The organism is Mesorhizobium sp. LNHC252B00 (assembly GCF_000502955.1).
Taxonomy (GTDB): Bacteria; Pseudomonadota; Alphaproteobacteria; order Rhizobiales; family Rhizobiaceae; genus Mesorhizobium.
In genome coordinates this window covers 1-7,431 of sequence record NZ_AYWO01000066.1, presented here as the reverse complement: position 1 = coordinate 7,431, position 7,431 = coordinate 1, and the positions used below count along the sequence as shown (strand labels likewise).

Annotated in this window: 6 protein-coding genes; 2 read left to right on the top strand and 4 right to left on the bottom strand. The window is 64.8% G+C overall.

Going from position 1 to position 7,431, the window contains the following annotated elements; genetic code table 11:
- Nucleotides 1-957, top strand: a 957-nt coding sequence (locus X744_RS139970) for a DUF6504 family protein (protein ID WP_023763176.1), incomplete at its 5' end; no start/stop codon positions are given.
- The gene (locus X744_RS139975; protein WP_023763175.1) at nucleotides 954-4,292 is read left to right on the top strand and encodes an error-prone DNA polymerase; all 3,339 of its coding nucleotides are present in this window, start codon (nucleotides 954-956) and stop codon (nucleotides 4,290-4,292) included. The genes X744_RS139970 and X744_RS139975, both read left to right, overlap by 4 nt.
- Before the next feature lie 253 nt (nucleotides 4,293-4,545).
- Here the strand turns inward: X744_RS139975 and X744_RS139980 are convergent, their stop codons facing one another.
- From X744_RS139980 to X744_RS139995, 4 genes are all read right to left on the bottom strand, one after another.
- Nucleotides 4,546-4,794 (bottom strand): Trm112 family protein, encoded by a 249-nt coding sequence (locus X744_RS139980; RefSeq protein WP_023763174.1) that lies wholly within the window; start codon nucleotides 4,792-4,794, stop codon nucleotides 4,546-4,548.
- A 169-nt stretch (nucleotides 4,795-4,963) separates the two neighbouring features.
- Nucleotides 4,964-5,635 (bottom strand): LON peptidase substrate-binding domain-containing protein, encoded by a 672-nt coding sequence (locus tag X744_RS139985; protein ID WP_023763173.1) that lies wholly within the window; start codon nucleotides 5,633-5,635, stop codon nucleotides 4,964-4,966.
- Nucleotides 5,636-5,728: 93 nt separating this feature from the next.
- Complete coding sequence (trxA, locus tag X744_RS139990; RefSeq protein ID WP_023763172.1) at nucleotides 5,729-6,727, bottom strand: thioredoxin; 999 nt, start codon at nucleotides 6,725-6,727, stop codon at nucleotides 5,729-5,731.
- An 83-nt stretch (nucleotides 6,728-6,810) separates the two neighbouring features.
- Nucleotides 6,811-7,308: a prolyl-tRNA synthetase associated domain-containing protein gene (locus tag X744_RS139995; protein ID WP_023763171.1), complete on the bottom strand. Its 498-nt coding sequence runs from the start codon at nucleotides 7,306-7,308 to the stop codon at nucleotides 6,811-6,813.
- Between the last annotated feature and the right edge of the window lie 123 nt (nucleotides 7,309-7,431).

Here is a 7,431-nt window from a genome sequence, read left to right as displayed (position 1 = left end):
GCGCCGCTCGCCCGCCGCTTCGGCGCCTTGCTGCTTTTGCGCCTCGACCAGGCGCTTGGCCGTCTCGACGAGGCGGTGTCGCCGCGCCTTCCCGTCGCGCCGCTTTCGGTCGAACGCCATCTCGCCGAGCCCGTCACCCTGACCGAGGACATCGAACGTCTGGTGGGCATGCTGGCGACGACCTTGAAGACCGACCTCGAGCGCCGCGGCGAGGGCGCCAGGGCGCTGGCGCTGCTGCTCTTTCGCGTCGACGGCGCCGTCAGCCGCATCGCCATCGGCACCTCGCGGCCGATGCGCGAGCCCCGGCTGATCCAGAAATTGTTCCACGAGCGGCTGGCGGCGCTCGAACAGGATATCGATGCCGGCTATGGCTTCGATCTGGTGCGGCTTTCGGTGCTGACATCAGCCGCTTTCGACATGCAGCAGGCCGACCTTGCCGGCGAGGTGATCGACGACGGCGCCGATATCGCGCTGTTTGCCGACCGCATCCGCGCCCGGCTCGGCGATGGCGCGGTCCTGCAGCCGGTTGCCGTCGAAAGCCATCTGCCGGAGCGCGCCGTCGCCACGATCCCCTTCACCGAAGCGCCGCGCCGGACCACGCCGCCGAAGAGGCCGGACAGGCTGCAGGCGCCGAAAACCATCTTCCCGCCGGAACGGCCGATCCGGCTGTTCCGCTCGCCCGAACCCATCGATGTGCCGGCCACCGAAATGCCGGAGGGACCGCCGCTGAACTTCCGCTGGCGGCGCGCGCTCTACCGGGTGACGCGGGCCGAGGGGCCGGAGCGCATCGCCGCGGAATGGTGGCGCGAGACGCCAGGCGACGAAGCGGCATCGACACGCGACTATTTCCGCATCGAGGATGCCGACGGCCGCCGCTACTGGCTCTACCGGCAAGGCCTTTACGGCGGCGCTTCGCAGGTCCCGCCGCGCTGGTTCCTGCATGGTGTCTTCGCATGAACGCGCTGACCGTCATTCCCTATGCCGAGTTCGGCATCCAGTCGAATTTCTCCTTCCTGCGCGGCGCTTCCAAGCCGGAGGAACTGGTGGTCGCCGCCAAGCTTTTGGGCTTTTCCGCGATCGGGCTTGCCGACCGCAACACGGTGGCTGGCGTGGTGCGCGCCTGGCAGCAGGCCAAAGTGGAAAAGCTTTCCTACCACCCCGGCTGCCGGCTGGTTTTTGGCGACGGCACGCCGGATATTCTCGCCTATCCCAGGGACCGCAAGGGCTGGGGTCATCTCTGCCGCATGCTCACCCAAGCCAACCTGCGCGATGAAAACGAAAAGGGCGCCACCCTTCTCCAGCGCAGCGACCTGCTCGAATGGGGCGATCTGATGTCGCTGGCGGTCCTGCCCGATCTGACGGCGGGGGCGCAAGACCGTCTCGCCTTGCTTCGTGATCTCAAGCATCGTTTCGGCCGGAACCTGCGGCTTGGCGTTTCGCCCGACTATGCCGGCAATGACCGTTTCCGGATCGAGCAGGCAGCGGCGTTTGCCGAGAGCGCCGGCATCCCGCTGATGGCGACCAACGACGTTCTCTACCACACGGCCGAACGGCGCCCGCTGCAGGACGTGCTGACCGCGATCCGCCTCAACACACCCGTCTCCGAGGTCGGGCTGCAACTGGCCGCCAATGCCGAACGCCACCTGAAGCCGCCAATGGAGATGGCGCGCCTGTTCCGCAGGCATCCGCAGGCACTGGCCGAAACCTTGCGCTTTGCGCAGGAGCTGACTTTTTCGCTGAGCGATCTCCAGTACAACTACCCCGACGAACCGACGGAATCGGGTCTCGGGCCGCAGGCCGAGCTGGAACGGCTGGCGCGGGAGGGGGCTGCCGAGCGTTATCCTGCAGGTGTGCCCGCTTCGGTGACCAAGCGCATCGCGGAAGAACTCGCTCTGATCGAGCGCCTCAACTACGCCCGCTATTTCCTGACCGTCTACGACATCGTCAAGTTTGCCCGCAGCCAGGACATTCTCTGCCAGGGACGCGGCTCGGCCGCCAATTCGATCGTCTGCTTCTGCATCGGCATCACAGAAGTCGGGCCGGACAGGATCGACACGCTTTTCGAGCGCTTCATCTCCGAGGAGAGGAACGAGCCGCCGGATATCGACGTCGATTTCGAGCATGAGCGACGCGAAGAGGTCATGCAGTACATCTATACGAAGTATAGCACCAAGCGCACGGCATTGGCCGCCGCCGTCATCAGCTACCGCGGCCGTTCGGCGCTGCGCGAAGTGTCCAAGGCGATGGGCCTGTCGGAGGATGTCAGGGCGTCCCTGTCCGGCTCGATCTGGGGCTGGTCGACCTCGGAACTCGGCGAAAAGGAAGCCCGCGCCGGCGGGCTCGATCGCGCCGATCCGGTGTCGCGGCATGTGTTGGAACGCGCCAACGAGATCATGGGATTTCCCCGCCATTTGTCGCAGCATGTCGGCGGCTTCGTCATCACCAGGGACCGGCTCGACGAGATCGTGCCCATCGTCAAGACGGCGATGGACGAGCGCAAGATGGTCGAATGGGACAAGGACGATCTCGACGCGGTGAAGATCCTGAAAGTGGACGTGCTGGCGCTCGGCATGCTGACCTGCCTGAAGCGCGCCTTCACCTTGCTGGAGGAGCACTATCCCAATGCACGGGATAAATATGGCCGGCCCTATGTGCTGGCCACGCTGCCGCCCGAGGACAGGAATGTCTACGACATGATCTGCCGCGCCGACACGCTCGGCGTCTTCCAGATTGAATCCCGTGCCCAGATGTCGATGCTGCCGCGCCTCAGACCGCGCGAATTCTATGATCTCGTCATCGAGGTGGCGATCGTGCGGCCCGGGCCGATCCAGGGCGACATGGTCCACCCCTATTTGCGCCGCCGACAGGGCAAGGAGAAGGCCGAGTATCAGAAGGCGGAATTGAAGGAGATTCTCGGCAAGACGCTGGGCGTACCGCTGTTCCAGGAACAGGCGATGAAAATCGCCATAGTCGCCGGCGGTTTCCGGCCGGGCGAGGCCGATGAACTGCGCCGCGCCATGGCCACCTTCAAACGCACCGGCACGATCGGCAATTATCGCCGGCGCATGATCGACGGCATGGTTGACAAGGGATACACCAAGGACTTCGCCGAGCGCTGCTTCAAGCAGATCGAGGGCTTTGGCGAATACGGCTTTCCCGAAAGCCACGCCGCCTCCTTCGCGCTGCTGGTCTATGCCTCCTGCTGGTTCAAGACCTTCTATCCCGACGTGTTCTGCGCCGCGATCCTGAATTCGCAGCCGATGGGATTTTACCAGCCGGCCCAGCTGGTGCGCGACGCCCGCGACCATGGCGTCGACATCCGCGACGTCGACGTCAATTTCTCGGTCTGGGACTGCACGCTGGAGAAAGCGCCTTTCGATCCGGCCCGCATTCTCGCGCGCCATGCCGAGATGCGCGGCGTCATCGAGACGGATCATGCGCTGCGGCTCGGATTCCGCCAGATCAAAGGCCTTTCCAAGGAGCGCATGGAGCTGTTCGTCGACCGGCGCGGCGACAGTTACGTGTCCGTCAGGGACGTCTGGCTGCGCTCCGGCTTGGATGTCGGCGAGATCGAGAAGCTGGCGCAGGCCGACGCCTTCCGTTCGCTTGGCCTCGATCGTCGTGAAGCCTTGTGGGCGGTGCGGGCGCTCGACGGCAAGAGCGCCGCCGAAAGGCTGCCGCTGTTCGATCAGCCGGCACTCCGCCTGCGCGACCTGGAGCCCGAGACGACGCTGCCGAGAATGCCGCTCGGCGAGCATGTCATCCACGACTACCGCTCGCTCGGCCTGTCGCTGAAGGCGCATCCGGTCGCCTTCCTGCGCGAACGCCTCGACCGCGCCGGCGTCACGCCCAATGCGAACCTGCCTTCCGTACGCGACGGCCGGCGTGTCTCCGTTGCCGGCCTCGTGCTGGTGCGGCAGCGCCCCGGCAAGGGCAATGCGATCTTCCTGACGCTCGAAGACGACAAGGCCGTCGCCAACATCATTTTCTGGCAAAGAACCTTCGACCGCTACCGGCCGATTGTGATGGGCGCGCGGTTCATTCGGGTCACCGGGAAATTGCAGTCGGAATCGGGTGTGGTCCACATCGTCGCAGAAAAGGTCGAGGACCTGACGCCTTGGCTAACCGTGCTTCTGGAGAAAGTCAGCGAAGTTGGACCGGCACGCCCCGCCTGGAAGGATCCGGATCGCAACGGTCGACCCGCGATACAAAACGCGCCGATGCGGCAGGACATCGCGATGCTGTCGGAAGAGGCCGAAAAGGTCATGCCAAAGGGGCGGAATTTTCAGTAGGGCTGCGACCGCGCGCTTTCGTCATCAGAAGAAGCGTTGGCGATCCTTCGCGCCCCCCTCTGCCCTGCCGGGCATCTCCCCCACGAGGGGGGAGATCGGCAGCTTCGCCGTCCGGACTCTCTTTCAACGTTGGAGATTGGCGAAAGCGGGGACGACAGCCAATCTCCCTCCTTGTGGGGGAGATGTCCGGCAGGACAGAGGGGGCGCTCTCCCGCCAGCCTTCGGCAAATTGGCGGGTACAAGAAGGTAGAATTCAGCCCGGCCCACCCAGGCGCGGCGGCGGCGGGGCGAGCACATCCTCCACGGAGAGCGTCCGCGCCTCCGAGGGCAGCATGATCGGAATGCCGTCACGCACCGGATAAGCGAGCTTGGCGACCCGCGAGACCAGCTCACCACGCTCCGGATCCCAGGTCAGCGGCCCCTTGGTCAGCGGGCAGGCCAGCAGCTCCAGCAGCTTGGGGTCGACATTGACCTTCTTCCCGTCACGTCCAACCGCCGCCATAAGATTCTCTTTCCAGCCAGTTGCGGGCCTAAGATGTGTTGAGTCAGGTCAGGCAAGCCGAAAACGGCTGATACCGAGAACCGGAGCGGAGCGTACTTTGGGTACGTGAGCACCGGAAGTGCAGGAAGCCTCCGTTTGCAGGCCGGCCTCACCTGAATATCGGCACATCCTACTGCAGGCTCGAGCCAAAGTCCTCATTCTCGCGCGCCAGCGCCATTTCGGTGATGGCGATCAGCGTCTCGGCCCGGGTCTTCAGGTCGGCTGCTTCGAGCAGCGCCTGTTTCTCCGCCGGCCCGTAGGGCGCCATCATCGACAGCGCGTTGACCAGCATGGCGTTTTCGGCCCGGCTGACGCTTTCCCAATCGGCTTCCAGGTCGTTGGCCTGCAGATAGGCGCGAAATGCCTTGAGCAGCGATGGCCGGTCGATCTCGTCGGCCGCCTGATCCTCATCGAGATCGGCCAGGAAGGGCGCCAGCTTGGCCTGGCGAAACGGCGTCTTGACCGTCAATTCGCTTGCAATGCGGAACCGGCACACGCCCTGCAGCGAAACCAGATAGCGGCCGTCACCGGTCTCGGAAAAGGCAATGATGCGCCCGGCGCAGCCGACATTGCAGAGCTCCGGCTCACCGTCGGCACGCAGCGCACCATCGAGACTGGGCTGGATGACGCCGATGAGCCGCGAGCCGCTGATGGCCTCGTCCACCATCTGCAGGTAGCGCGGCTCGAAAATATTAAGCGGCATGCGGCCTCCCGGCAGCAAAAGCGCACCCTCGAGCGGAAAGATCGGGATCGTCGACGGCAAATGCTTGGCGAGCCGGTAATGCGCGTTTCCCGCTTGCACCTCATTCCTCCGATCGCTTCTTCACGAAGCGCATGCATTAATCTGGCGCGGTGATCGCCGACGCCAAGCCCGTGCGGCAAAACAACACCAAGATCAGGAAAACAGCAGCGCCGACAATTTGCGCCGCGCCGCCAGCGTCGCCTCGTCGGTCATGCCCCAGGCCTCGAACAGTTGCAGCAATTGCGTCCTGGCGCCGTCCTCGTTCCAGGTCCGGTCGGCCTTGATGATGGCCAGCAGATTGTCGGCCGCCGCGGTGCGGTCGCCGTTGGCGTTCTGAATCATGGCCAGATCGAAACGCGCCTGATGATCCGCGGGATTCTCCGCCAGGCGGCGCTCGAACTCGGCCGGATTGCCAAGCGCCGCCGCTTGCGCGGCAACCGCCATCTTGGCACGCAGGGCGGCCAGCGGCGGCGCATCCTTCTTGGCTTCCGGCGCTGTTGCCAAAAGTGCCTCGGCGCCTTGCACGTCGCCAGCCTCGAACAGCAGCTCGCCCAGGCCGCCGATCGCCTCGACGGTCTCCGGCGCCTGCGCCAGGATGGCATCATAGATGTCGGCCGCGGTCTGCATGTCGCCGGCGTCGCGCGCTTCCGCAGCCGCGGCCAGCGCCTCGGCCACCGGCGGCNCATCGCCCTTGCCGCCGACCTTGGTGATGAATTCGGCGATCTGGCTCTCGGGGATGGCGCCCATGAAGCCGTCGACCGGCTGGCCGTCCTTGAAGGCGATGACCGCAGGAATCGACTGGATGCCGAGCTGGCCGGCGATCGACGGATGATCGTCGATGTTCATCTTGACCAGCTTGACCTTGCCACCGGCGGCCTTGACAGCCTTTTCCAGCTGCGGCGTAAGTTGCTTGCAGGGCCCGCACCAGGGTGCCCAGAAATCGACCAGCACCGGCTGGCGGCGCGATTCCTGGATGACGTCGGCGGCAAAGGCGGCGGTCGTCGTGTCCTTGATGACATTGGCAGGGGCAGTGGGCGCGTCGCCAAGCGCGACCTTCGCCGGCGCCGGCGCGGTTCCGCCATACTGCACCGATGTGGTGTACTGGCCGCCATTGCCGCCGAAGGGGCCGCCAAACGGATTGTTGTCGCTCATCTCTTTAACCCTTCCGTAGCGGGCCGGCTGGCAGCCGGCGCCATATCCTTCAGACCATCGGTTTCAAGCCATCCATGTGGCGATCACGCGGAGACTTTCAAGATAGCAGCATCGTGCCCGGTTGCCTCGACGAATCTGATGAGGTCCCCTGCGGCGATCGACGTCGTCGCCTCATTGGTCAGCGGATGCGCGTTGATGACCGCATGCTCCATCAAATCCTTGTCGAGCACGAGCTTGACCCTGTTTGCGGTATCGTTGACGATGCCAAACACCGTGACGGCGCCCGGCGTGACGCCAAGCAGATCCATAAGCATCTCCGGCCTGCCGAAGGAGACGCGGCTGGCGGCGCCGATCACCTGGTGGATCTGCTTCAGGTCGACAACCGCATCCTCGCCGACGGTGACCAGGAAGAAATTGTCCTTCTTGTCCTTCAAGAACAGATTTTTCGTGTGCCCGCCGACGATTTCGCCGCGCAGCGCCTGCGAATCGGCGACCGTGTAGAGAGGCGGATGGCGTTTCGTCGACGTGATGATCCCGAGTTCGGCAAGAAAGGCCATCAGGTCGGCTTCGGTCTTCGGCATCGGTTTGTCTACGTCCCGTTGGTCAGCCCATGCCGTTTACGGCCAATGGGGCGGCTGACACAAGACCGTCATGCGACATCACGGTGAGCGGCACCGCCCCTCGCGGCGGCGCCCCCGCCGCCC